A 21,447-nucleotide genomic window follows, 5' to 3' on the forward strand; every position below is an offset into this window, starting at 1 on the left:
GCGCGGACTGCCAATGAGCGTGATGCCTGTGAGTCATCTTGATGACTCACAGGCATCACGCTCATTCGGGAGTTGCCGGCCGACGCGGAGCGGTCCGGCGACCGTGCGGTCAGATCATCGTCTGGGACTTGGCCTCCATGTCGGCGGCGGCCTCTTCCTTGGACTCGCGGGTCAGCGGCTTGCCGCCCGGTGCGGGCGCCTCGCCGCCGAGCGGGTCGGCCCCGCCCTTGGCACCCTCCGGGCCGGCACCCCGCAACTCGCTGTTGGGCATCGCCAGGGTCACCAGCACCGCCACGATGGCGACGAGCCCGGCGGTCAGGAAGACCAGGTGCAGTGACTCCACGAACGACGCCTGGATGGCGGCCCGTACGGCACCGGGCAGCGCCATGATCGTCGCGGGGTCGTTGATCGAGATGTTCGTGCCGCCACTCGCCGCCACCGCGGCCCGCTGCTCCGGTGGGAGCTGGGCGATCGCACCGGGCAGCCGGTCGGCAAGCTGCGAGTTGAGCCGCGACGAGAGCACCGTGCCGAGGATCGCCACCCCGAACGAACCACCCAGCGACCGGAAGAACGTCGCCGACGAGGTACCGGCGCCCAGGTCGCGGACGGAGACCGCGTTCTGCACCGCGAGGACGAGCGACTGCATGCACAGACCGAGGCCGACGCCGATCACCACCATGAAACCGAACGCCACCCAGAGCGACGTACCCACCTGCAACCGGGTGAACAGCAGCATGCCGACCAGCAGCGTCGCCGCCCCGGCCACCGGGAACCACTTGTAGCGGCCGATCCGGCTCATCGCCCGACCGGTGACGATCGAGGTGACGATGATGCCCGCCATCATCGGCAGCATCAGCAGACCGCTGCGGGTCGGCGAGGCGCCCTTGACGATCTGGAGGTACAGCGGGATGAAGATGATCGACCCGAACATCACCAGACCGAGCACGAAGCCGGCCGAGTTGGCCAGCGCGAACGTGGCGCTGCGGAACAGCCGCAGAGGCAGGATCGGCTCGGCGACCCGCGCCTCCTGGAGCACGAAGAGCGCGGCCAGCACCGCGCCGGCGACGAAGAGACCGATGATGAGCCCGGAACCCCACGGGTACTCGTTGCCGCCCCAACTCAGCGCGAGCAGGAGGCTGCTCACCCCGGCCACCAGCAGGCCGGCGCCGAGCCAGTCGATCGCGTGGTCCCGCCGCTCGAACGGGATCAGCCGCATCACGTGGTAGCAGACCACGATGGCCAAAATCGCCAGTGGCACGTTGATGTAGAAGATCCACCGCCAGTCGGTCTCGGCGAAGTACCCACCGACCAGCGGTCCGGCCACCGAGGCGATGCCGAACACCGCGCCGAAGAGCCCCTGGTAGCGGCCCCTCTCCCGGGGTGAGACCACGTCCGAGATGATCGTGAACGCCAGCGTCAGCAGACCACCGGCGCCGAGCCCCTGGATGCCGCGCGTGATGATCAGCTGGGTCATGTTCTGCGACAACCCCGCCAGCAGTGACCCGAGCAGGAACGTGCCGATCGAGAAGAGGAAGACCGGGCGACGCCCGTACAGGTCGGCCATTTTGCCGTACAGGGGCGTCGACGCGGTCGAGGCGAGCAGGTACGCGGTGACCACCCACGAGTAGTGGTTGATCCCGCCCAGCTCACCGACGATCGTCGGCAGGGCCGTACCGACAATGGTCTGGTCGAGGGCGGCCAGCAGCATGCCGGTCATCAGACCCAGCATGAGAAGCCGGATCTGCTGGCGGTTCAACACCGGGGCAGCGGAGGCGTCGGCAGTCATCAAGCCCTCTTTCCCGCCCACCCCAGAACATGCGCGCAACCCCGCCCCTATGTCGCGGTGATCAAGAGGTTCGCGTCACGACACGCCGGTCGGGATGACGCAAACCTCTTGATCACCGAGGAAAAGGTCGGGTCAGGAGGCGGCGAAGGATTTGGTGATCTGGGCGCAGAAGGCGGGGAGGTCGTCGGGGTTTCTGCTGCTCACCAGGTTGCCGTCTGCTACGCACTCCTCGTCTACCCACGTCGCGCCGGCGTTGGTCAGATCGGTGCGCAGGCTGGGCCACGAGGTGATCTTCCGGCCGCGGACCACGTCCGCCTCGATCAGCGTCCACGGGCCGTGGCAGATCACCCCGACCGGCTTACCGGCCTCGAAGAACGCCTTCACGAACCGCACCGCGTCCGGATCCGACCGCAGGAAGTCCGGGTTCGCCACCCCTCCCGGCAGCACGAGCGCGTCGTACCCGGCGGCGTCCGCCTTGTCCGCGGTGACGTCGACGTCGTACGTCTTGGACTGGTCGAGGTGGTTGAAGGACTGGATGGAACCGGGCTTGAGCGAGACCAGCTCCACGGTCGCGCCGGCGCTCTCGACCGCCTCGCGCGGCTGAACGTACTCGACCTCCTCGACACCGTCGGCGGCCAGGAAGGCGATCCTCTTACCCTGCAATGTCGCTGCCATCTCGGTACATCTCCTCTCCGGGGTTCCTCAATTCCCTTCCCGCGCCCTACCGCCCGAAACACCCCACGAGGGGCGTCACATCGGCCCAGGTTTGGCCCGGGGGCCGCTGGGGACCCGGGGAGGCATGGCAGGAGCAGCAGCGGAACAGCGCAGGCTCGCCACCGTCGTGGAGAGCTGGCTCGGGCGTCCGGTCCTGATCGTCGGTGACGCCATGCTGGACGAGTGGCGGTTCGCCGAGTCCGACCGGCTCTGCCGGGAGGCGCCCGCCCCGGTCCTGACCCTGCGTCGGCGGATCTCCGCCGCCGGTGGGGCCGCGAACACCGCCGTCAACGTCGCCACCCTCGGCGGTCGGGCCGTGCTGGTGGCGCCCGTCGGCGCGGACGTCGCCGGGGACGAACTGCACGACTGTCTGGACCGGGCCGGCGTCTGGGACCGTACCGTCAACCAGCCCGGCCGACCCACCCCCGTGAAGCGGCGGATGCTGGCCGGCAACCAGATCCTGCTCCGGGAGGATTCGGGTGACCCCGACGACGCGCTCGACCCGGACGGCGTGAGCCGGCTGCTCACGGCGCTGGACTGCGCCACCGAGGAGCTGCGCGCCGCCGCCGACGGCGAGGCGCCGACCCTGGTGGTCTGCGACTACGGCCTGGGTGCGCTGCCCGCGCCGGTCCGCGCGTGGCTGGTCGAGAACCGCGAGCGGTACGCCACGGTCGCGCTGGACGCCCACGACCTCGCCGACTGGCGGGGGCTCGCGCCGACCGTGGTCACCCCGAGCTTCGCCGAGGCGACCCGGTTGCTGGCCCGGGCCGGTGGCGCGACCCGTACGACGACCGGCACCGACCTGCACCTGGAACACCCCGACATCGACCCGGCCGACGGGCCGTCCGAGCTGAGTGTGGGGGCCGCCCCGGGCGGAGCCCGTCTCGACGACCGTCCCGGCCCGGTCGGCGAACCCACGCCGGGCGAGAGTCGGGTGGCCCTCACCGGCGACGGTCTCAGCGTCACCGGCACGGGCGTCACCGTGAACACCGAGGCCGGAGCGGGTGTCGACCGGGCCGTGCTGGCCGAGTCGCGCCTGGCGGAGTTGCACGCCCACACGGGGGCGGACGTGGTCGCGGTGACCCTGGACACCGACGGCGCGGTGGTCGGCGGCGCGGACGGCGAGCGGCGGCGCAGCCACAGCACCCCGGTTCCGGCGAGCCACGCCGTGGGTGCGGGAGACGCCTACCTGGCGGCGATGACCCTGGCCCTGGCCGCCGCCGCGCCGCTGCCCACCGCCGCGCAACTCGCCCAGCTCGCGGCCACCATCACGGTCTCCGACACCGGCACCTGCGTGTGCCTGCGCGACGACCTGCTCGCCGCGCTCGACATGCCGCCGGAGACCAGCGGGCACCCGGCGGTGGTCGGCACCGACGAGTTGGACGCGATCGTCGCCGAACACCGCGAGGCGGGACGGTCGGTGGTGTTCACCAACGGCTGCTTCGACGTGCTGCACCCCGGGCACGTGCGTTACCTGGAGCAGGCCCGCGCCCTGGGCGACCTGCTCATCGTGGCGGTCAACTCGGACGGCAGCGTACGCCGGCTCAAGGGTCCGGACCGGCCGGTCAACCCGGTCGAGGACCGTGGCACCCTGCTGGCCGCGCTGTCCTGCGTGGACCACGTGGTGGTCTTCGAGGAGGACTCGCCCGCCGCGCTGATCGAGGCGGTCCGGCCGGACGTCTACGTCAAGGGCGGCGACTACCCGCCCGAGCTGGTGCCGGAAGCGCCGCTGGTGCGGCGGCTCGGCGGCCAGGTGCGAACCCTCGGGTACGTGGCGGACCGGTCCACCTCGGCGATCATCGAACGGATCCGGTCGCACGGTCAGGACCCGTCGTCGTACGTCTCTGATCCGTCGTTGAGCACCCGTACCCAGTCGTCGTGAACCGGCCCCTCGCCCTCGGCGTACCGGCGGAGTTCCGCGTCGACCGGCTCGTCGACGTGCTGATCCCGACCCGTAACCGGCCCACCGAGCTGGCGGTCACCCTGGCCGGGCTCGCCGCGCAGGAGGGGGTGCCCGGCTTCGGCGTGGTGGTCAGCGACCAGTCCGACGGCGACCCGGCGTACGCCCACCCGGCCGCGGCCACCATGGTCCGGGCGCTGCGGCACGCCGGCCACCCGGTGCTGCTGACCCGCCGGCTGCCGCGTCGGGGCCTGGCCGAGCACCGCGCGTACCTGCTCGACGCGTCGGCCGCCCGGTACGTGCTCAACCTCGACGACGACGTCTGGCTGGAGCCCGGGGCGCTGCGCCGGCTGGTCACCGCGATCGAGGAGCTGGGCTGCGGTTTCGTGGGCAACGGCGTGCACGGCCTGTCGTACGTCGACGACGTCCGTCCGGACACGCACGGGCACTACGAGGAGTGGGCGGGACCGCCCGCGCCGGAGCGGATCCGACCGGGCAGCGTCGAATGGGACCGCGCCCGGATCCACTCGGCCGCCAACCTGCTGCACGTCACCGCCGTGGTGGGGCTGCCGCCGGGCGCGTGGCGGGCGTACAAGGTGTCCTGGATCGGCGGCTGCGTGCTCTACGACCGGGCCAAGCTTCTCGACTCCGGCGGGTTCGACTTCTGGCGTCGGGTGCAGGAGAGACACCAGGGCGAGGACGTGGCCGCCCAGCTCGCGGTGCTGGCCCGCCACGGCGGGGCGGGCATCCTGCCCAGCGGCGCCTACCATCTGGAGACCCCCACCACGGTCACCGAACGGGACGTGGAGGCGTGGGAGGTCGTCCTCGCCGACGAGGGCGCCGCTACGGGTTGAGCAGTTCGCGGGCCGCCTCGCGCACCTCGGCCACCGGCACGTCGGTGACGAACGAGTCGCGGTGCGGGCACTCGCCGTCGCCCGGCCGGTGCGGATAGATGCCGGGCGTGCAGTCCACCCCGCAGACCGGGCAGTGCACCATCCAGGACGTGATCGGGCGGTGCCGGCCGCGCAGCGGGCTCGCCGTGTTGATCAGGTTGCCGACCCAGAAGATGCCCACCGTGGGCGTCCCCACCGCGCCGGCCAGGTGCAGCGGGCCGGTGTCGTTCGAGACGACCAGCGCGCAACCGGCGTAACAGCCGGCCAGCCCGCCGAGGCTGAGCGTGCCCACCTGCGGCCGGACCGGCGCCCCGGCCGCCGCGACCACGCGGTCCACGACGTCCCGCTCCGCCGGCGTACCGGTCACCAGCACCTCGTAGCCGTCGTCGTGCAACGCGTCCGCCACCTCGGCGAACCGCTCGGCCGGCCAGCGCCGTCGCGTGTCGCTGGCACCGGGATGCAACGCCACCCGGGGTCGCTCCGGCGGGCCAAGCACCCGCTCCGCCTCCGCCCGGTCCGCGTCGGTGACCGCCAGCGTCGGCACGATCGTGGTGGCCGGAGCGCCCACCAGCGCCACCGTCTCCAGGTAGCGGATCACCTCGTGCTGGTAGTACACGTAGCGGACCCAGCGGTCCAGCGGCGGCGCGTCCTCGGCACGCAACCCGACGGTCACCCGGGCGCCGAGCCGACTGACGAACGGGTTGGAGTTGGCGCCCCCGCCGTGGAGCTGCACCGCCAGGTCGAAGCCCTCGTCCCGGGCCGCCGCCACGAAGTCGTCAATCGTCGAGGTCGACTCGTCGGCCACCGGCTCGCGGATGCCCGGCCCCGGCGGCACCACCAGCACCCGGTCCACCGGGCCGGGCCGGTCGCGCCAGAGCGTCGCGTGCCACGGCGCTCCGAGCAACACGATCTCCGCCGAGGGGTACGCGGCACGCAGCGCGTCCAACGCCGGGAGGACGAAGATGAAGTCGCCGAGGGCGTTGGCGCGGAGTACGGCGATCCGCCGCACGTCTTCGACTCGCCCGGCCGTCGGGCCGAGCAGGGACGGGGTGACCACCTGGCCCGCTACGGCCGGTCGATCTCGCCGACGGCGTCCGGGTGGTGCAGCTCCCGGTCCGCGGCGGGGTCGGCCGGAACCGGCGTACCCCCGGACAGGCCGCCGGAGCGCGGCCCGGTGCGGCCGACGGTGATGGTACGCGGCGCGGGCCGTGCCGCCCGGGGCAGGTGGACCCGCAGCAGCCCGTGGTCCATCACCGCGTCGATGCCCTCCGGGTCGACCCGCGACGGCAGGTCGACGCGGTACTCGAAACCCCGCGTCTCGAAGCCACCGGGGATGCCCTGGTCGGCGTTGACCTCCGCCTCGGAGCGGCCCCGCACACACAACTCGCGGTCGTCCAGCTCGACGGCGACCTCCTCCGGGGCGACGCCGGGCAACCGCACGACGACCTGCCAGCCGTCCGCGGTCTCGGTCAGCTCGACGTCGGACGCCCCGGACCGGCCGCCGACCAGCCGGCTCAGCTCGGCGCGCAGCGACTGCAACTCGCCCATCGGGTCCCAGCCCTGCTGCCGGCTGCGCCACCCCCGGCCGAACCCACCGGCCTGCTGCTCGCTCATCGCGCGTCTCCGATCCGCTGGGTGGTGGGTCGCAGTGAGCTGGGCGCGTTCAGGTCGGCGTCGGGGTCGACGCCCACACCGAGCCGGTCGACCAGCTCGCCGCCGAGCCAGGCGCTGATGCCGAGGATCGCGACCGCGACCACCTCGATGGCGATCAGCGCGCCACCGGCGGCCCGTGAGTCCGCGTTGAGCCGGACCGCCCAGACGGCGGCGAAGAGCAGGATCACCGCGACGTTCGCGCCCGCGTGCAGCAGGCCCACCCGCTTGGCGCGGGTGCCGGTCGGGATCGCCAGCAGGTCGAACGAGCCGGCCGCCGCGGCGAGCAGGCCGCCGATCAGACCGACGGTGATGTTCCAGTACGCGACCTCGCCGAGGAAGTCGGGGCCGCCGACCGTGTCGATGATGTCGAAGAGCACCGCCGTGACCAGCAACGCGACCGGGAACATGACAAGCATCGGATGGACTGGGTGACCCAGCACCTTGAGTCGGCTCTCCATGTCCCGGCCTCCACTGGTCGGCGCTCCTGCGGACGGTACGTGCGGCGGGCGTGTCGGGTCAGGCCGTACCCCCGGCGTCCGGGGGCAAACCTCGATGGCCACGCGGGCCTAGGCTGGCTACGGTGGCGTGCCCGCCACCCTGGTCAACGGCTCAGGGAGGATCACGTGACGGTAGAGATCACCACACACGAGGAACTACGCGAGCTGCTCGGGACGCCGCACCCCCGGGCCGCCAACAAGGACCGCCCCCGCCTGCACGAACGCGACCGCCAGTGGCTCGCCGCCGCGCCGTTCTGCCTGGTGGCGACGGCCGGCGCGGACGGCACCTGCGACGTCTCCCCGAAGGGTGACCCGGCCGGGTTCGCGCTGGTGCTCGACGACACGACCATCGCGCTGCCGGAGCGGCCGGGCAACAAGCGCGCGGACGGCTACCGGAACATCCTGGACAACCCACACGTCGGCCTGCTCTTCCTGATTCCGGGCCGCACCGACACGCTGCGCATCAACGGGCGGGCCCGGCTGGTACGCGACGCCCCCTGGTTCGACGACATGGTCGTCAAGGGACATCGGCCGGTCCTGGCCGTGATCGTGGAGATCGAGCAGATCTTCTACCACTGCGCGAAGGCGTTCCTGCGGTCCGCGCTGTGGCAGCCGGAGACCTGGCAGCCGGACGTCCTGCCGTCCCGCGCCCGCCTGATCAAGGAGGTCGAGGCGCCCGTCGAGAGTCTGGAGGAGCTGGAGACGCACTACGGCCCGGAGTACGCCAAGAAGATCTACGTCTAGCCTTCCCGGATGGACACGGACGACTGGCTGACCGACACGCGCACCTCGTACGACACCGTGGCGGTGAGCTACGCCGACCTCGTCCGCGACTTTCTGGCCAGCGCGCCCTACGAGCGGGCCGCGCTGGCGCTGTTCGCCGAACTCGTCCGCGCCACGGGCGGCGGTCCGGTCGCGGACGTGGGCTGCGGTACCGGTCGCATCACCGCCCACCTGCACGAGCTGGGTCTCGACGTGTTCGGCATCGACCTGTCCCCCGGCATGCTGGCGGTGGCCCGCCGCGACAACCCCGACCTGCGGTTCGAGGTGGGCTCGATGACCGACCTCGACCTGGCCGACGGCTCGGTGGCCGGTCTGATCGCCTGGTACTCGCTCATCCACGTTCCGGACGAGCGGCTCGGTCAGGTCCTCGCGCACTTCCGCCGGGTGGTACGACCGGGCGGCCCACTGCTGGTCGGCTTCCACGTGGGTGACGAGACGACGCTCAAGACCGAGGGGTACGGCGGTCACCCGATGCGGGTCCACGTGCACCGTCGCCAGCCGGCCCGGATGACGGCCTGGCTCCGCGACAACGGCTTCGCGGTCGAGGCGGAGATGACGGTCACCTCGCCGGAGAGCAAGCTCGGCGGGATCGTCTTCGGCCGACGGAAGCCCTGAGCCGACGCGTTGTCAGCCCGCCACGGCTCCTGCTACCGTCAAACTGCGAACAGCGTTAGCAGTAGGGGATGGAGGGGCGATGGCGGACCACACGCGGCCGGTCTGGGTGCTCGGTGGCGGTGGAGTCGCCGGCATCGCCTGGGAGGTGGGCATCCTCGCCGGCCTCGCCGACGAGGGACTCACCGTGGCCCCGGACGCGGTGCTTCTCGGCACCAGCGCCGGCGCCGTGGTGGGCGCCCAGATCGCCAGCGGCACACCCCTGCCCGAGCTGTACGAGCGCCAGCGTCAGGGCGTACCCCACGAGACCGGCCCCGCGCTGGGCCTGCTCAGTCTGCTGCGGCTGGCCCGGGCACAGCTGTTCGCCCGCAGCCCCGAACAGGCAGCCCGCCGCCTCGGCAGGCTCGCGCTCGCGGCACCCATCGACGACCCGTCGCGGCAGCGCCGGATCGCGGAGGCCCGCCTCCCCGACCACGACTGGAAGGACGCCGACCTGCGCGTCACCGCCGTCGACGTCGAGTCCGGCGTCCTGCGCCTCTTCACGCGGCACGACGGCGTACCCCTCGTGGACGCGGTCGCCGCGAGCTGCGCCATGCCGCAGTCCGCCGCTCCGGTCGCCATCGACGGTCGCCGGTACATGGACGGCGGCATGCGGTCTACCCTCAACCTGGACCTCGCACCCGGGAACGGCCCGGTGATCGCCCTCGCGCCCAGCACCGCCGCCATCGGGCCGTGGGCCCGGATCGAGAAGCAGCGAGCCGCCCTGGACGCGAGCCGCCCGGTCGAACTGCTGCTGCGCGACACGGCCTCCAAGAACGCGCAGGGTACGAGCGTGACGGACCGATCCGTCGTACCCGCGCTCGTGGCCGCCGGGCGGGACCAGGGCCGGCGCGAGGCGGCCCGGGTGGCCGCCGCACTCGGAGCCACCAGCCCTTCCTAGGGTTGATCAACGTCGACGCGTTGGCGTAGTGGGCCCATCGGCAGCGCGTGATCGCCGTCCCCAATCGAATTAGCGGCCGTGGATAGAATCGAGCCGTGGCGCGGGAATTCGACACCCAGCTCATCGAGTCGGTCGCGGTTCGCCGTGCCCGCATGCGGGAGCTGCTGCTGTGGGGCAGGCAGCGCCGCGTCCGCGCCACGGGTGACGGCTTCCGTTGGCTGCGGGCCGGTCTCGTGCTCGCGGCGGTGGCCTGCGCCGTGTGTGTGGGCTGGTCCTTCCTGCAGAACGTCGTCGCCGAGCAACAGCGGGCACGCAACCCGGCAGCGGTTCAGCCGACAGGCCAGCGATGACCGGTCCGCAGGCCCTCGCGTCCGCCGGTCACCTCAGTCGGGTGACCCTGGCTGGGCCACACCGCCGCATCGACCTCGTATTGCCCGCCGACGAACCGCTCGGCCTGCTGCTGCCCGAGGTCGTCGCCCTCGTGGGCCACCCACCGACGGACGATTCGCGGGGCTACCAGATCAGCACCCTCGACGGTACGGTGCTCGACCCCGCCGGCAGTCTGCGGCAGGCCGCCGTACCCGACGGCGCCCTGCTCCGGGTCGATCCCATCTCGGAGGCACCACCCGCGGCGATCGTCCACGACGTCTCCGACGAGGTCGGCGACGATCTCACGCGTCGACGCGGCCGCTGGGGTGACCTCCCTCGGACGTGGACCGCCACCACCGCCTGCCTGGTGGCCGCCACCACGGCCGCCCTGTTCTCCGGCCCACGACTCGGTCCCGCCCTGGTCAGCGTCGTCGGTGGCGCGGTCGCCCTGGCCGGCCTCCTCCTCGGACTGGCGGGCAGACGGGCGGTCGGGGTGGCGGTGCTGCTGAGCGGCGCCGCGATCGTGACGACCACCGTGCCCGGTTGGACCGACACCGGCGCCGGACAGCTGGCGCTGTGGGCCGTGGTGATCGGCTGCGCCGTCCTGGCCTTGGGTGCGGCGACGGGCAACGGCCGCGCCGGCCTCCTCGGCGGCGGGACAACACTCCTCCTGGTCGCGGGCTGGGACACCCCGCTGCTGTTCGGCGTGTCCGACGAGCGGACCGCGGCGGTGATGGCGATCGCGTCGGTGGGCGTGCTGGGGCTGCTGCCCCGGTTCGCGCTGATCGCGTCGGGCCTCACCCGTCTCGACGACCGACGCAGCAACGACGAGCCGGTGAGCCGTGTATCCGTACAGGCCGCCGTCGACTCCGCGCATCGGGGACTGGCCGTCGCGGCGATCGCGGCGGCGACTTCGGCGGCGCTCGCCGGGCTCGTCCTCGCGGCCACGCCGGGTCCGTGGCCACTGACGCTGGCAGTCCTCGTGGCCGCCGCCCTGCTGCTGCGGATGCGCGCCTTTCCGCTGGCGGCCGAAGTGGTGGCGCTGGTGACCGGCACGCTGACCGTCGTGGGTGGCCTGCTGCTGAGCTGGATACGCCAGCGACCCGACACGTGGTGGGCCGCCGCCGTGGCGGCCCTCGGTGTCTGCGCGGTGTCCCTGGCGATCCTGTCGTACCGGCCGCCGCCACACATCCTGGCGCGGGGCCGGCAGCTCGCCGACCGCGTCGAGGCCCTGACCGTGATGGCGCTGGTGCCCGTCGCCGTAGGGGTGTTCGGGCTCTACTCACGACTACTCGACACCTTCTGAGAGAGGGGGTGGCATGAGCGCTCCACCGGTGCCGCGAACCGCACCGCCGGCCGATCCCTCGGTGGCGGAGCCGACCAACCCGCCGATCGCACGCCGTCCCCCCTCCGGCGACTCCGCGCTACGGCGTACCTGGCGCAGCGCCAGCCAGATGTTCGCCAGCGGCCGACAGAACCGGGAACTCGCCGACCTGGCGGCCGAGGTGCAGTCGCCCGTACACACCGGCCGGCGCATCGCGGTGGCCTCCGTGCAGGGTGGCGCCGGGAAGTCCACGGTCGCCGCGCTGCTGGCGTCGGTGTTCGCGGCCCGTCGTGCCGATCCGGTCCTCGCCGCGGACGCCGACCCGTACGAGGGCTCACTGACCTGGCGGCTCGGCGTGCCGAGTGAGCCGTCGCTGCACCAACTGGCACCCGGCCTACTCGCGGCACGAGGCGGCGACCTACGCGAGCTGGCACCACTCCTACCCCGCACCGGGACGGGCCTCTGGGTGCTGCCGGGCGGCACCACGAACGCGAACCTGTGCACTGCGGTCACCCGCGCGCTGTCGCGCCTCTTCGCCGTCACCGTCACCGACTGCCCGCCCGGCCTGGAGGCCCGTACCCCGGCGGGGGTGATGGCCGACGCGCACGCCGTGGTGCTCGTCGCGGCGGCCACACCCGACGGGGTACGGGGCACCTACCAGGCCCTCCGTCGGATCGTGGACGACGGGTACGGGGCGTGGCTGGACCGGGTGATCGTCGTGCTGAGCGCGGGCAACCCGCACGGCCGGTCGACGCTGGACCAGCGCGCGGCACGGGAGCTGATCGGGCAGACCGGCGTACCGGTGGTGGCGCTGCCCTACGACCGTCACCTGGCCGCCGGCGCGCTCATCACGCCGTCGCGGATCGGGGAGGCGACGCTCGTGGAGGTGACCCGCGCCGCCGCGTTGGCCCTGACCCGCGCCCGGCAGATCTGACCGGAGGACCACATGTCGACGCGCATGGTGCACCGCCCGGCCCGGATGGCCCGCCCGATGTCCACGATGGATCCGCTCGTGCTGGACCCGCCACCGCAACTGCCTGACGGCAAATCCGCGATGGGACTTCAGGCACTGTTGCCGATGGCCGGCGCGGGCGTGGCCATGAGCATGATGATGTTCCTGCGCGGCTCCGGATTCGCGGCCCTCGGCGCGGTGGTGATGGTGGCGGCGCTGGGCGCCGCCGGAGCGATGTACCTCACCCAGTTGGGCAAGGCCGGCCGCCAACGCCGCGCGCAGCGCGAGCGCTACCAGGACTATCTGGAGGAACTGCGGGACCAGCTGCGCGAGACCGAGCAGCGGATGCGCGAGGAGGCCAGCCTCCTCGACCCGCCGGTGAACCGGCTGCTCGACGTGATCCGCAGCCCCGCCCGGCTCTGGGAGCGCCGACGCGCCGACATCGACTTCCTGCACGTACGACTGGGTGTGGGCGCGCTGCCGGTGCGACCCATCGAGCTGCGCGAGCAGAGCACGCCCACCAACCCGCTCGATCCGTTCATGCGGCACGAGGCGCGTTCCCTGATCCGCCGCTTCGCGCTGACACCGGGGCTGCCCCTGCGGGCGAACCTCGACTGCGCCGGGGACGTCAGCGTGATAGCGCCGAACCACGCCGAGGCGGTGGCCGTCGCCAGGGCGATCCTCGTGCAGGTCGCCACCTTCCACGCACCGGACGACGTGACGCTCGCGATCATCACCACCCCGGAGCGGGCCCGGGACTGGCGGTGGGCACGGTGGCTGCCCCACCTGCTCGACCGGACCTCGATCGGCCCGTCCGGCCCGACCCCGCTGCTGGTCACCACGGCCCAGACGCTCGTGGAACTGCTCCGCGACGACCTGGAGGAGCGGGCCACCAGCGCGCTCAAGGCGTTCCGCCACGGTGGCGGGCGCGCCGAGGCGAAGGCCCGGCCACGCCTGCTGGTCATCGACGACGCGCACGGTGAGCTGGCTCGCGTGCTCGCCAGCCCCGACCCGACGGTCGGACTGGCCAGCCTCGGCGTCACCGTGGTCCACCTGCTCGCCGACCGGCTGCACGAGCCCGGCGACGTCTCCCGCCGGATCACCATCGACGGCGACTCGGTCACCCTGGAGGACCTCACCGCCTCCCCCGCCATGACCGTACGAGGCACCCTCGACGCGGCGCCGGGCCCGCTCGTGGAGGGACTGGCCCGCAGCATCGCACCACTGCGACTGTCCGCCGACTCGTACGACGACGGCACCGGCACCCCACCGGCGGACTTCCAGGAGCTGTTGGGCCTGTCCGACCTCACCGACCTCGATCTGACCAGCCTCTGGCGACCGCGCGGCGAACGGGACTTCCTCCGCGTCCCGATCGGGGTCGATCCCGCCGGGCGTCCGGTGCTGCTCGACCTGAAGGAGCCCGCCCAACTCGGCATGGGGCCGCACGGGCTGTGCGTCGGGGCGACCGGCTCGGGCAAGAGCGAACTGCTCCGTACCCTCGTGCTCGCCCTGGCGGCGAGTCATCCGCCGGAGCGGATGGCGATGGTCCTCGTGGACTACAAGGGCGGGGCCACCTTCGCGCCGTTCGGCGACCTACCGCACCTGGCCGGGCTGATCACCAACCTGGCGGCCGACGCGGCGCTGGTGGAGCGGATGTACACGAGCCTCGACGGCGAGGTGCAGCGCCGCCAACAGGTGCTCGCCGACGCCGGCAAGGTCACCGACATCATCGAGTACCAGATGCTCCGCGCCCAGGGTGAGCGCAAAGACCTGCCCCCACTGCCCCACCTCCTCGTGCTCATCGACGAGTTCGGTGAACTGCTCGCCGCCAAGGCGGAGTTCATCGACCTGTTCCTACGCATCGGTCGGATCGGACGGTCCATCGGCGTGCACCTGCTGCTGTCCAGCCAGCGCGTCGAGCAGGGCAAGATGCGCGGCCTGGAGAACTACCTCGCCTACCGGATCGGCCTGCGTACGCTCACCGAGATCGAGTCGCGCACCGTCCTCGACACGGTCGACGCGTTCCACCTGCCGCCGCTGCCCGGGAACGGGTACCTCAAGGTCGACGTGTCGATCTACCAGCGGTTCAAGGCCGCCTACGTGTCCGGCCCACTCGACGAGGGTGCGGACGCCGAACTCGCCCCGATCGTCGGACCGCTGGCGAAACCGATGCCGATGTTCGGAACCGCCCGCGCCGACGTCGACGAGGGCGTGCCGGACGAGCCAACGGCCACCCGGCGCACCACCGGACCGACCCTGCTGTCCACGGTGGTACGACAGATGGCCGCGAGCGGGCAGCGCGTCCCGGCGATCTGGCTGCCGCCCCTGCCGTCCCTGCTCACCCTCGACGAGATGGCCGGCGGGGTGAGCACCACACCGGACGGCGTACGCCTGGGGATGAGCCCGCCGCCCGGCGGTGGGTTGCCGGTTCCGCTGGGCCGGCTCGACGACCCGGCCCGCCAGTGGCAGGGCCCCTGGGTGCTGAACCTCGCGGGAAGCGGCGGCAACCTGCTCATCCTGGGCGGACCCGGCAGCGGCAAGACGACGGCGCTGCGGACCCTCGCCCTCGGCCTGGCCACCACCCACCGTCCCACCGACGTCGGGATCTACGGCATCGACCTGCTGGGAAACGGCCTGTCGGGGCTCGCCGAGCTGCCCCACGTCGGCGGCGTCGCCGGCCGTGAGGACCGCGAGCGGGTCCGCCGTGTCGTCGACGAGGTGCACGCGATGCTCACCCGCCGGCAGCGCATCTTCACCCGGCACCAGTTCGACACGGTCGAGGACCTGCGGAACGCCGACGAAGCCGTGCGCACCGAGGTCGGCTGCGTCGACGTGGTGTTGCTGATCGACGGGTACGGACAGCTCAGCGCGGAGTTCGAAGGTCTCGAAGCCAAGGTGCACGGCCTGCTCGCCCGGGGCGGTCGCTACGGCATCCACGTGGTCGGCACGGCCCGGCGCTGGAACGAGGTCCGCGCCGCCCAGCAGGTCGCCTTCGCCAACCGCGTGGAGCTGCGGCTCACCGAGCCCGCCGAATCCAGCATCGACGGCCGGCAGGCCCGCGCCGTACCGCCGGACCAGCCTGGTCGGGCGCTGACCAGCGAGAAGTTGTTCGCCCAGGTGGCGCTTCCCCGACTGGACGGGGTCGCCGACCCGGCGGTCGCCGGTCTGGTCGCGGCCGCCCGATCGGTACGGGCGGCCTGGACGGGCGCGCTGCCGCCGCCGGTGCGGGTCCTGCCCGCCGTGCTTCCCGTGGCCGACCTGGCCGGTGCTCCCTCCGGTCACGGGGTGGTTCCCTTCGGTCGCTACGAGCACGACTTCTCCACCGCCGCTGTCGACCTCTTCGGCCGCGACCAGCACCTCCTCGTGCTCGGGGACCCCCGGACGGGCAAGACGAACCTGCTGCGGCTGGTCGCCGAGGAGTTGATGAGCCAGTACGACTCCGAGGAACTCGTCTTCGCCGTGTTCGACCCGCGCCGCGCCCTCGCCGACGTGGTGCCCGACTCCTACTGCGGCGGGTACGCCCCGAACCCGGCACTCGCCCAGCAACTCTCCAGGGCGGTCTCCGACGAGCTGGCGAAGCGGCAGTCGCCTGAGGCGGCGCGTACCCGGATCGTGCTGCTCATCGACGACTACGACATCCTGGCCGCGTCGGCCACCCAGCCGCTCGGCGCGCTGGTGCCGCACGTGGCGGCCGGCCGCGACACCGGGCTGCACGTCGTGATGGCCCGCCGGGTGGCCGGTGCCTCACGCGGCCTGTTCGAGCCGTTCCCGCTGGCCGTACGGGAGGCCGGCTGCCTCAGCCTGCTCATGTCGGGCGACCGGACGGAGGGCCAGCTGTTCTCGGGCGTGCGGCCCATGGTCCTGCCGACCGGCCGCGCGCAACTGATCCGCCCCGGCGACGGTCCCCGCATGGTGCAGATCGCGTTCACCGGTGAGACGAAGGAGCACTGATGACGTTCGACACGGTGGCGCTGTGCCGCGCCGAGCCCGATGCGGCCGCGATGCTCGGAGCCCTGCTCGCGGCCGGCTCCGAGCTGAAGATGGACACCGTCGAGGCCGCCGGGCTGGTGCAACTGTTCGACCCCGTCGACGGGCGGCTCCTGCTGAGCGTCGAGGCCGCGCGCCTCGTGCGCGTACCCGGGGAAGCGCGGCGGCTGCTGGGCCTCGCCCCCGCCGACGACGTACCCGAGCCGGCGTGGTGGGTGGAGAGCCGGGCGCCGGGCGCGGACCCGCAGGCTGCGGAAGTCGCCCGCCGCTTCACCGCCGCGCTGGTCGAGATCACCGGAGGGCTGACATGGGAGGGCCGATGAACGGCGCGACCGACACGATCACCGACCGGGCCGTCGTCCTGCACCAGGACCGGGCGGTGGTCGGCCTGGCACCGTGGCTCGCGCAGGCGGCCGTCGACGCGGTACGCGACGGTCTGCTGCTCCAGGTCGTCACGCCGGTGGACGGCGTCATCACGTACCCGTTCGAGACGATGCTGGCCCAGGCGCGGGGCCAGTGGGTGGTGCGGGCGGGCGAGGAGTACCGGGACGGCCTCACCGGGTTGCCGCTGCGCTGGGACGGTCACCGCTTCGCCAGATCCGACGCGGCGCAGACCGCCGGAACACTGCCCACGAACACACCGTGGACGGGCGGCCTGGAGATCCAGATCGTCACCCTGCACCCCGCCACCGAGGCCCTGCGGCTGGGAGCCAGCACCGAGGCCGCCGTCCGCGCCCTCACCGATGCCGAGCCGACCGGTTGGGGCGTCGCGGAACCGGTCACCGAACCGTGGTCACGCCACGAACTCACCGCATTCTGTCGAACGCGCGCGCCGGCACCCACCAGCCTGACCATCGTCGGCGGCGACGACGAGTCGGCGACGCTCGGGGTCCTGACGGTCGAGCGGGTCGACGTCGGCGTCCGCGAACAACTCCGGTTGGCCGGCCCGCCCCTGTCGGTCGTCGACGCGGCGACGCTCGAAGGTCTCGCCGAGAAGCTGGCGGGTACCGCCCGCAGCATGATCGTGACCGTGCATCCGGGCCGAACCGGCGGGCTGCGGTCGAGCCGACCGAGCATGCCGGCGCTGCCGTGGGGGATCCTGGTCGGCCATCATGAGAACCCCGTCGAGTCCGAGCCGGAGGTGGTGGTGGGTCGCCCCCTCGGGCGGGGCGCCCGACGCGCGTGGTGGTACCGACTGGACGGCGGTCCGGGTGCGCCGTACGAGACGCTCGGCGCGGTGCTGCGCCGCTACGGCCTGAACGGCGGGTCTGGCGGCTGACTCGCCGATCGCCTGACGACACCGGTCAGCGGCGCACCCGGTAGCGCAGGTGGAGCACCCGGTTGCCCTGAATCACCAGGTCCGGATCCTCCAGCAGGTGCTGCGCGTCGACCGGCCCGAAGTAGCGTTTCCCGGAGCCGAGCACCACGGGTACGACGTCCATGCGTACCTCGTCGATCAGGCCCGCGGCGAGCACCTGGCCACCGACGTCGCCAGCAGCGACCTCGACCACGCGATCACCCGCAAGCTCCTGCGCCCGGGCCACGGCCGCCTCGACGCCGCCGACGAAGTGGAACGGCGTCGCGGGGTCCCAACTCTCCGGCGGCGGCCGGTGCGTCACGACGACCACATGGTCGATGCCGCTCGGCGGCTTCCCGTCCCAGCCGTCCGTCAGGTCGAAGACGTGGCGACCGACGATCGTCACCCCGATCTCGTCCCAGTACGGCCGGGTGTAGTCGTAGGACGTCTGCGAGACCTTCACCATGCCGCTCTCGTCCAGCGGGACGTCACCGTTCGACAGCCAGTCGAAGAGCGGTCCGGGCTGGTCGCTGTCATCCGCGACGAAGCCGTCCACCGACACCGAGCCGTACATGACCACCTTGCCCACGGGCTCTCCTCTGCTCCGAGATGCCTCAAGGTAGCGGGTCGTGAGCTGCCACTCTTGTAGAAAATCAATCGACCGGCAGCGGCCAACCGTCCAGCACGTGACCGGGATGCTCGCGCAGGAAGCGCCGCCGGACCTCGAGATACCGGGTCGGTGTGAGCCCGGTGAATGCCCGGAACTCGTGGCCGAAGTGGGCCTGGTCGAAGTAGCCGGCGCCGCTGGCGAGCTCGGCCCAGTCAAACGGTCCGGCAGGGTCGATCGTGAGCACGGTGGCGGCGAAGCGGTAGGTGCGGGCCAGCCGCTTCGGGGTAACGCCGACGTGATCCTTGAACCGCTGAACCAGGTGCGTGCTGCTGACGCCGGCCGAGACCCTCAGGTCGTCGATGACCACTGCACCGCCGGTCGCGGCGATGACGCTGCTCGTATGACGCACCAGCCCCAGGCCGCTGGTCTCGCGCAGCCGCCGCATGAGCTCCTCCTCGAGCAGCGTCAGCATCTGGTGCGGCCCGTTCGCCGTAGCCAGCCGGTCGCGCAGCTCGCCAATGGCGGGCCGGCCCCACACCTGTTCCAACGTCACCGGCCGATCACACAGCTCGACCGCGGGCATCGGCAGGAACGGCGCCAGTCCCCACGGCTTGACGTGCACGCCGACGGACCGGGTCCGAAGTGGGTACGCGAACTCCACGGCGCGGGTGGGAGTGGTGACGACGCAGCCGTCGGCGTACTCGACCGTCTCGATGTCGGTGCCGGCACGAATGCGAAACGGTGCCCCGAGGTTGACGATGAGCAGCGCCGCCGGCATCGGCGGCAACATCAGCCGGGCGTACGGCGACGAACCCTCCAGGTAGTAGAGGTCGTCGATCAGTGCGTCCAGCGGCGGTCGCGGCACCCTGGACACGTACTCCACCTCGACAGTATCGCCGACGCCCCGCCGGCAGATCGCGTCCCACACGTCGGTTCAGTCGCTGAACTGGAGAATCTCCTGAAGGCCTCTGACGAGGTACATGGGGCGATAGCCCAGCCCTTCCAGCTCAGCGAACATCTTCCTCGCGGCCGGTTCATCCAACTGGCCCCGTTGGAAGTCCCGGACCGTCAAGACGTACGGCATGGCCTCGAACGGGATGCCCGCATCGTCCTCCAGCTCGTGACCCACCTTGAAGTCGAGCGCCAGATCGTCCGTCCTGCCCAGGTAATCGGCGTAGGGCTTGTCGGACGGCGCGAACGGGATGCCCAGGGCGGAACTGACCTGGTCGGCGACCCGCCCGCGATCCTCAATGGACCCAAAATAAATCTCCACGTAGTTCGGCATGGTTGCCTTGCCCGCCAATCCGGTCCGCTCTGCTAGGCGGTGCCGACCCTAGACGCCTCCGCGCACGTAGTCCTCGATCGTGATGTCGCCGTACTCATTCCCGCCGAGCTCGCGATAGCCGGCGACCTCCTCGAAGTCCTCGTCGTCGCTGAACTTGACGACCAGTTCGGCACCGGCGGTGTGGGCGAGAAACCTCCAGAGCGCCTGCGTGAGCTGCGGGTCTTCGGAGGTCAAGTGGTCGCCGATGGAGAATCCGATGACCGTCCGACCCTGTTCTCTCAGCCGCTTACCGAGCCCGATCATCAACTGGCGCGACGGACACACCAGATAGCTCGAAACACTCACGCCTTTCCCCCCGAAGCAACTAGATCGGCTCGTGTTGGCGGTCGATGAACGCGCTCACACTCTCCGCCTCGGCGCGGGTCTTCTCGTGGAGGCCCGGATCGTTCGCCAGACGATCGAAGTAGCCCTTCTCCTCCGAACCGTCGAGATCGAGAATCGCCGGAATGGTGACGATCGTCAGACGCCACTGCAGACGAGGTGTGGCTTCCTTGAGGAGGTTGACCACCCGGGCCCGTTCCGAATCGTCCAGCTGATCAGGCCCCACGCCGCGGAACCATCGGACCAGGCTCTCTGTCGCTCCCTGCAGGATGAAGAAGGCCCATGACCGACCAATGCTGTCGATGACCTCGTCCGGCGGAGTCGTCCACGTGACGCCGAAGACGTCCTCCGAATCCAGGTACGCGTCAGCCCAGGCTCGCACCTTCTCGGGCGTGACGTCGGCGAGAGTCGGCATCGACTGCTTCAGCCGGGTGTACAGGATGAACCAGTAGTCGTCGAAGAAAGCCTTGGGAAGTCCCCAATCGGTCTCGTCGCCGTAACGGTCCCGGACGTCCACCAGGTACCCGAGGCAGGTCTGCAGAGCCGTCAGAGCCTCGACCCGGTGCAGCGGGTCGGGCGGCAGCTCGGAGGTCGCCTTGCCCCGTTCGACGGGATCCGCCAGCCGCCACGGAACTGGCACGGCGGCCAGCATTTCGGGGGCAACCCAGGGACCAGCCACTGAACCAACTCCATAGGGGACCTGTCTAACTCAACTAGCCGCGACGAAGCTTTCGCTGGGGGTCATTCTCGGCGGAAGGACGACAGCTGAGTAGTTTCGGGATGAACTGGCTGTCGGGGTGGCTGCTTCATCGGCTGACGATGGTTCCCGGGTCTCAAGAGCAGTGACACGCTAGGCTCGCGCGCGCTTGCTGTCGATAAGCCACCGCTTGCTTGCTGCCTCGGCGCGGGTTTTCTCATGTAGGTCCGGATCATTCGCCAACTGGTCAAAGTAGGGACGCTCAGCCGACCCGCCGAGACTCAGAATTACCGGAATTGTCTCGATCGTGTAACGCCACGGCAGGCGCGGCGTGGTCGTTTTGAGGAGATCGAGCGCCCTGGCGCGCTCTACGACATCCAGATGATCCCGTGCGACCAACTCCAGCCAACGGAGCAGATCCTCGGTCAGGCCATTGACGATGAAAGTCGCCCACATCTGCCCGACCGCCTCGACGAGCTCATCCGAGGGCTCGGTCCGCTTGGCGTCGAGGATCTCCGCCACGTCGTCCTCCTGCAGCCAGTCACGCACCTTCGTGCGCGTCACATCGGCGAGGGTCGGCAGCCGTCGTTTGAGCCTTATCTGCAGCAGGAACCAGTCGTCGTTGGAGAACGCCTCGGGCAACCCCCAGTTCCGGTCGTCGCCGTAACGAGCGGCGGAGTTCACTTGAAAGGCAAGACACGCTTCCAAGGCCGAGAGCGCCAGCGCCCGGTGTTCAGGATCGGCCGGCAGGTCCCTGATCACGGGGT

Annotated in this window: 22 protein-coding genes; 11 read left to right on the forward strand and 11 right to left on the reverse strand. The window is 71.5% G+C overall.

All coding sequences use genetic code 11. The annotated features are described in order from the left end of the window. Positions 1-109 precede the first annotated feature (109 nt). The gene (locus ABZ272_RS08505) at positions 110-1,786 is read right to left on the reverse strand and encodes an MDR family MFS transporter (RefSeq protein WP_355049228.1); all 1,677 of its coding nucleotides are present in this window, start codon (positions 1,784-1,786) and stop codon (positions 110-112) included. A gap of 132 nt (positions 1,787-1,918) precedes the next feature. Continuing rightward, complete coding sequence (locus ABZ272_RS08510; protein WP_355049229.1) at positions 1,919-2,461, reverse strand: type 1 glutamine amidotransferase domain-containing protein; 543 nt, start codon at positions 2,459-2,461, stop codon at positions 1,919-1,921. Between the two features lie 124 nt (positions 2,462-2,585). On the opposite strand from ABZ272_RS08510, the gene rfaE2 reads away from it, so the two are divergent. Both rfaE2 and ABZ272_RS08520 read left to right on the forward strand, forming a co-directional pair. After that, on the forward strand, positions 2,586-4,382 hold the full coding sequence (gene rfaE2 / locus ABZ272_RS08515) for a D-glycero-beta-D-manno-heptose 1-phosphate adenylyltransferase (protein ID WP_355049230.1): 1,797 nt from the start codon (positions 2,586-2,588) through the stop codon (positions 4,380-4,382). Then, a complete protein-coding gene (locus ABZ272_RS08520) occupies positions 4,379-5,254 on the forward strand; it encodes a glycosyltransferase family A protein (RefSeq protein ID WP_355049231.1) in 876 nt (291 codons plus the stop codon). Before rfaE2 ends, ABZ272_RS08520 begins: the two co-directional genes overlap by 4 nt. On the opposite strand, the gene ABZ272_RS08525 is transcribed toward ABZ272_RS08520, so the two are convergent. From ABZ272_RS08525 to ABZ272_RS08535, 3 genes are read right to left on the reverse strand one after another with little or no spacing between them, the layout of a single operon-like run. Further along, entirely contained in the window at positions 5,244-6,350 is a 1,107-nt protein-coding gene (locus tag ABZ272_RS08525) for a glycosyltransferase family 9 protein (RefSeq protein ID WP_355049232.1), read from the reverse strand. The two genes, ABZ272_RS08520 and ABZ272_RS08525, sit on opposite strands and share 11 nt — an antisense overlap. Before the next feature lie 8 nt (positions 6,351-6,358). After that, positions 6,359-6,907, reverse strand: a complete 549-nt coding sequence (locus ABZ272_RS08530; RefSeq protein WP_355049233.1) for an Hsp20/alpha crystallin family protein — start codon at positions 6,905-6,907, stop codon at positions 6,359-6,361. Beyond that, complete coding sequence (locus ABZ272_RS08535) at positions 6,904-7,404, reverse strand: DUF2231 domain-containing protein (protein ID WP_355049234.1); 501 nt, start codon at positions 7,402-7,404, stop codon at positions 6,904-6,906. The genes ABZ272_RS08530 and ABZ272_RS08535 overlap by 4 nt, the downstream gene beginning before the upstream one ends. A gap of 165 nt (positions 7,405-7,569) precedes the next feature. On the opposite strand from ABZ272_RS08535, the gene ABZ272_RS08540 reads away from it, so the two are divergent. From ABZ272_RS08540 to ABZ272_RS08580, 9 genes are all read left to right on the forward strand, one after another. After that, entirely contained in the window at positions 7,570-8,187 is a 618-nt protein-coding gene (locus ABZ272_RS08540; protein WP_355049235.1) for a pyridoxamine 5'-phosphate oxidase family protein, read from the forward strand. A gap of 9 nt (positions 8,188-8,196) precedes the next feature. Then, a complete protein-coding gene (locus ABZ272_RS08545) occupies positions 8,197-8,841 on the forward strand; it encodes a class I SAM-dependent methyltransferase (RefSeq protein WP_355049236.1) in 645 nt (214 codons plus the stop codon). 79 nt (positions 8,842-8,920) lie between these two features. Then, on the forward strand, positions 8,921-9,778 hold the full coding sequence (locus ABZ272_RS08550; protein ID WP_355049237.1) for a patatin-like phospholipase family protein: 858 nt from the start codon (positions 8,921-8,923) through the stop codon (positions 9,776-9,778). A gap of 95 nt (positions 9,779-9,873) precedes the next feature. After that, positions 9,874-10,128 carry a hypothetical protein gene (locus ABZ272_RS08555; protein WP_355049238.1) on the forward strand — a complete coding sequence of 85 codons (255 nt, stop codon included), beginning with the start codon at positions 9,874-9,876 and terminating at the stop codon, positions 10,126-10,128. Beyond that, positions 10,125-11,453, forward strand: a complete 1,329-nt coding sequence (eccD, locus tag ABZ272_RS08560) for a type VII secretion integral membrane protein EccD (RefSeq protein ID WP_355049239.1) — start codon at positions 10,125-10,127, stop codon at positions 11,451-11,453. The genes ABZ272_RS08555 and eccD overlap by 4 nt, the downstream gene beginning before the upstream one ends. A gap of 13 nt (positions 11,454-11,466) precedes the next feature. After that, positions 11,467-12,405 carry a hypothetical protein gene (locus ABZ272_RS08565; RefSeq protein ID WP_355049240.1) on the forward strand — a complete coding sequence of 313 codons (939 nt, stop codon included), beginning with the start codon at positions 11,467-11,469 and terminating at the stop codon, positions 12,403-12,405. 12 nt (positions 12,406-12,417) lie between these two features. After that, positions 12,418-16,374: a type VII secretion protein EccCa gene (gene eccCa / locus ABZ272_RS08570; RefSeq protein WP_355049241.1), complete on the forward strand. Its 3,957-nt coding sequence runs from the start codon at positions 12,418-12,420 to the stop codon at positions 16,372-16,374. Continuing rightward, complete coding sequence (locus ABZ272_RS08575; RefSeq protein WP_355049242.1) at positions 16,374-16,733, forward strand: hypothetical protein; 360 nt, start codon at positions 16,374-16,376, stop codon at positions 16,731-16,733. Before eccCa ends, ABZ272_RS08575 begins: the two co-directional genes overlap by 1 nt. After that, positions 16,730-17,689, forward strand: coding sequence for a DUF6177 family protein (locus tag ABZ272_RS08580; RefSeq protein ID WP_355049243.1), 960 nt, complete (start codon positions 16,730-16,732; stop codon positions 17,687-17,689). Before ABZ272_RS08575 ends, ABZ272_RS08580 begins: the two co-directional genes overlap by 4 nt. Positions 17,690-17,714: 25 nt before the next feature. Here the strand turns inward: ABZ272_RS08580 and ABZ272_RS08585 are convergent, their stop codons facing one another. The 6 genes from ABZ272_RS08585 to ABZ272_RS08610 form a co-directional block, all read right to left on the reverse strand. After that, positions 17,715-18,296, reverse strand: coding sequence for a dihydrofolate reductase family protein (locus tag ABZ272_RS08585; protein ID WP_355049244.1), 582 nt, complete (start codon positions 18,294-18,296; stop codon positions 17,715-17,717). A gap of 64 nt (positions 18,297-18,360) precedes the next feature. Next, on the reverse strand, positions 18,361-19,191 hold the full coding sequence (locus ABZ272_RS08590) for a helix-turn-helix domain-containing protein (RefSeq protein ID WP_355049245.1): 831 nt from the start codon (positions 19,189-19,191) through the stop codon (positions 18,361-18,363). A 60-nt stretch (positions 19,192-19,251) separates the two neighbouring features. Next, on the reverse strand, positions 19,252-19,602 hold the full coding sequence (locus tag ABZ272_RS08595; RefSeq protein WP_355049246.1) for a hypothetical protein: 351 nt from the start codon (positions 19,600-19,602) through the stop codon (positions 19,252-19,254). 48 nt (positions 19,603-19,650) lie between these two features. Then, entirely contained in the window at positions 19,651-19,947 is a 297-nt protein-coding gene (locus tag ABZ272_RS08600; RefSeq protein ID WP_355049247.1) for a hypothetical protein, read from the reverse strand. Between the two features lie 19 nt (positions 19,948-19,966). Continuing rightward, positions 19,967-20,662, reverse strand: coding sequence for a hypothetical protein (locus tag ABZ272_RS08605; RefSeq protein ID WP_355049248.1), 696 nt, complete (start codon positions 20,660-20,662; stop codon positions 19,967-19,969). A 171-nt stretch (positions 20,663-20,833) separates the two neighbouring features. Next, positions 20,834-21,442 (reverse strand): hypothetical protein, encoded by a 609-nt coding sequence (locus tag ABZ272_RS08610; protein ID WP_355049249.1) that lies wholly within the window; start codon positions 21,440-21,442, stop codon positions 20,834-20,836. Positions 21,443-21,447: the final 5 nt, after the last annotated feature.

The organism is Micromonospora sp. NPDC005979, from assembly GCF_040614415.1.
Lineage (GTDB): Bacteria > Actinomycetota > Actinomycetes > Mycobacteriales > Micromonosporaceae > Micromonospora.

Coding starts and splice junctions, on each gene's coding strand:
- ABZ272_RS08505 (WP_355049228.1), bottom strand. CDS start 1,786: ATGACTGCCGACGCCTCCGCTGCCCCGGTGTTGAACCGCCAGCAGATC.
- ABZ272_RS08510 (WP_355049229.1), bottom strand. CDS start 2,461: ATGGCAGCGACATTGCAGGGTAAGAGGATCGCCTTCCTGGCCGCCGAC.
- rfaE2 (WP_355049230.1), top strand. CDS start 2,586: ATGGCAGGAGCAGCAGCGGAACAGCGCAGGCTCGCCACCGTCGTGGAG.
- ABZ272_RS08530 (WP_355049233.1), bottom strand. CDS start 6,907: ATGAGCGAGCAGCAGGCCGGTGGGTTCGGCCGGGGGTGGCGCAGCCGG.
- ABZ272_RS08535 (WP_355049234.1), bottom strand. CDS start 7,404: ATGGAGAGCCGACTCAAGGTGCTGGGTCACCCAGTCCATCCGATGCTT.
- ABZ272_RS08545 (WP_355049236.1), top strand. CDS start 8,197: ATGGACACGGACGACTGGCTGACCGACACGCGCACCTCGTACGACACC.
- ABZ272_RS08550 (WP_355049237.1), top strand. CDS start 8,921: ATGGCGGACCACACGCGGCCGGTCTGGGTGCTCGGTGGCGGTGGAGTC.
- eccD (WP_355049239.1), top strand. CDS start 10,125: ATGACCGGTCCGCAGGCCCTCGCGTCCGCCGGTCACCTCAGTCGGGTG.
- ABZ272_RS08565 (WP_355049240.1), top strand. CDS start 11,467: ATGAGCGCTCCACCGGTGCCGCGAACCGCACCGCCGGCCGATCCCTCG.
- eccCa (WP_355049241.1), top strand. CDS start 12,418: ATGTCGACGCGCATGGTGCACCGCCCGGCCCGGATGGCCCGCCCGATG.
- ABZ272_RS08575 (WP_355049242.1), top strand. CDS start 16,374: ATGACGTTCGACACGGTGGCGCTGTGCCGCGCCGAGCCCGATGCGGCC.
- ABZ272_RS08580 (WP_355049243.1), top strand. CDS start 16,730: ATGAACGGCGCGACCGACACGATCACCGACCGGGCCGTCGTCCTGCAC.
- ABZ272_RS08595 (WP_355049246.1), bottom strand. CDS start 19,602: ATGCCGAACTACGTGGAGATTTATTTTGGGTCCATTGAGGATCGCGGG.